Here is a 2833-nt window from a genome sequence, read left to right on the forward strand (position 1 = left end):
AATCGTCTCATCCGACGCCGCCAGACCGTCCGCCAGACTCAACTGACCCAAAACACGATCCGCCATCCCGAATCTCCCTGCTCCAACCTTCACCACAGAATCACCGTTCGGCTTCTGTGCAAAGGTCTCACAAGGGGAGAAGGGATCACCAACATCGCCGCATCTCAAGCCACCGGCAAAATTCGCCCCCTGCGCTCTTGGTGATCCGGGCCGGCGCTGCTAGTCTGGCGGCAACTTAGAACACATGACAGCGCCTGCTGCGTCCGGTCTCCGGTTCGCGCGGCGCCGGAAGGAACTGAAGTGGAAGACCACGACACCGGCGCTGGCGCGCCGGAAGTGGGCGTGTCCAGGGCTTCGCCGCCGCCATCCGGCCAGGCAAGCCCATCCGCCGGCCGGCAGAATGGCCGCCCGGTGCAGCCTTGGTCCAGTCATGGACAGGCAGGCGACGCGCCCCAGCATCAGAATGGCCAGAATCAGAAGGCCAAGACCAGGAAGCGGCGCAAACGCCGGCGCGGCCGCAAGGTTTTCGTGCGCGATGACGCTCAGTTCGCAGCGGCCGGACTGTCGGCGGCCGCCGGCGGCGCTCCGGCCAGCCGCCCGCCCGAGGCGATTGTCGCGCCTTTGCCCTCAACTGCGCCGAGCAGGCCGGAGCAGGACATTCGCCGTCCGCCGGTGCAGGAGCTGCCGGTGTTTGCCGCACTCGACCTCGGCACCAACAATTGCCGGCTGCTGGTGGCGGTGCCGACGCGGCATGGCCAGTTCCGCGTCATCGATGCTTTCTCGCGCATCGTCAGGCTTGGCGAGGGCCTCACCGCCAATGGGCGGCTCGGGCAGCCCGCGATGGACCGTGCGGTCGAGGCGCTGAAGATCTGCGGCGACAAACTGCGCAGCCGCAAGATCAGGAAGGCCCGGCTGATCGCCACCGAAGCCTGCCGCACGGCCGCGAACGGCGCCGAGTTCCTCGATCGCGTCGAGCGCGAGGCGGGCTTGAAGCTCGAGATCATCGACCGCCAGACCGAGGCGCGGCTGGCCGTGTCTGGCTGCGGCTCGCTGGTCGACCGCGACACGCAAGGCGTCGTCCTGTTCGACATCGGTGGCGGCTCCTCGGAAATCGCGCTGATCGATCTCACCGGCCACCGCTCGCCGCGGCTCGCCAACCACATCGTCTCCTGGACGTCGCTGCCGGTCGGCGTGGTTTCGCTGGCCGAGCGCTTCGGCGGCCGCACCGTCACCCGCGAGATATTTACCGCCATGGTCGAGGATGTGGCAGTGCGCCTGCATGCCTTTGACGGGCGCGACCGGCTGAGCCATGTGCTCGCCAGCCCGAAATTCCATCTGCTCGGCACCTCGGGCACGGTGACGACGCTGGCCGGCGTCCACCTCGACCTGGAGCGCTACGACCGCCGCCGGGTCGACGGGCTGTGGATGGACCGCGACAGCGTCGACCGCATGGTCGAAAAACTGGTCGGCTGGGACTTTCAGCAGCGCGTCGCCAACCCTTGCATCGGCGCCGATCGCGCCGATCTGGTGCTGGCCGGCTGCGCCATCCTGGAAGCGATCCGCGCGGTATGGCCGTCGGAAAGGCTGCGCGTTGCCGACCGCGGCTTGCGTGAAGGCATATTGAGCGAATTGATGGCCGACGACGGTGTCTGGCGCAACAGTGGACGTGGCAGAGCATGATCCCGAACCGAAGGACCGCGTCAGCGAAAAGTGGCAACCGGTTTTCTCGGACCCAAGCGGAAGCATTGCTTAGGTGAACAGTCGACCCCCACTCCGTCGAGCTTCGCTCGACACCTCTCCCCCGATCGACGGGGTAGAGGAAGGGCGCGAGCTTATGCAGGCTGGCGCCCTTCCTCTCCCTCCGGAGGGGGGAGAGGTGGCGCTGCGAAGCAGCGACGGAGTGGGGGAAGCCGTTCACGAAACGCGCAGCCGCCGAAAAACGGCCGCAACTCGGCGAGCGAGAAAACTCAAACAAGAAATCAAGCAATGACCAAGAAACCGGAAAAACCAGGCTCTGCCAGCATTCGCGTGCTGAAGACGCGGATCAAGAAGAAGAGCGGCCTGAAGGAATCGTCACGCCGCTGGCTGCAGCGCCACATCAACGATCCCTATGTCCAACGCTCCAAGGCCGACGGCTACCGCTCGCGTGCGGCCTACAAGCTGATCGAGATCGACGACAAGCACCATCTGCTCAAGCCCGGCATGAAGGTCATCGACCTTGGCGCGGCACCCGGCGGCTGGTGCCAGGTCGCCGCCGCGCGCACGAAATCGACGGCCGAACACCCGCATGTCGTCGGCATCGACTATCTCGAGATGGATGCGGTGCCTGGCGCGCCAGTGCTGTTGATGGATTTTCTCGACCCGCAGGCGCCGGAAAAGCTCGCCGAAACGCTGGGCGGCCGACCGGATATCGTGCTCTCCGACATGGCGGCGCCGACCACCGGCCACCGCCGGACCGATCACATCCGCACCATGTATCTGTGCGAAGTGGCTGCCGATTTCGCGCTGTCGGTGCTCAAGCCGGGCGGTCATTTTCTCGCCAAGACTTTTCAGGGCGGCGCCGAGAACGAATTGCTCGCCAGGCTCAAGCAGAATTTCCGCTCGGTCCATCACGTCAAGCCGCCGGCCTCGCGGGATGAATCCGTGGAGCTTTATCTGCTGGCGAAGGATTTTAAGGGATAGGGGCTTTTCCTTCTCCCCTTGTGAGACCTTTGCACAGAAGCCGAACGGTGATTCTGTGGTGAAGGTTGGAGCAGGGAGATTCGGGATGGCGGATCGTGTTTTGGGTCAGTTGAGTCTGGCGGACGGTCTGGCGGCGTCGGATGAGACGATT

General features: G+C 65.2%; 3 protein-coding genes. All 3 read left to right on the plus strand.

What is annotated here, in order from left to right:
- Positions 1–204 (plus strand): hypothetical protein (locus EN885_RS34000; protein WP_206616882.1); only part of this gene is annotated, 204 nt, incomplete at its 5' end.
- Between the two features lie 96 nt (positions 205–300).
- The gene (locus EN885_RS32920) at positions 301–1680 is read left to right on the plus strand and encodes a Ppx/GppA phosphatase family protein (protein WP_127290627.1); all 1380 of its coding nucleotides are present in this window, start codon (positions 301–303) and stop codon (positions 1678–1680) included.
- A gap of 306 nt (positions 1681–1986) precedes the next feature.
- Entirely contained in the window at positions 1987–2682 is a 696-nt protein-coding gene (locus EN885_RS32930; protein ID WP_128244389.1) for an RlmE family RNA methyltransferase, read from the plus strand.
- Positions 2683–2833 lie beyond the last annotated feature (151 nt).

The organism is Mesorhizobium sp. M6A.T.Cr.TU.014.01.1.1, from assembly GCF_004022765.1.
GTDB classification, from domain to species: Bacteria; Pseudomonadota; Alphaproteobacteria; order Rhizobiales; family Rhizobiaceae; genus Mesorhizobium; species Mesorhizobium mediterraneum.

What these genes read in the sequence shown, in the direction of transcription:
- EN885_RS32930 (WP_128244389.1), top strand. Translation starts at nt 1,987, where the DNA reads ATGACCAAGAAACCGGAAAAACCAGGCTCTGCCAGCATTCGCGTGCTG.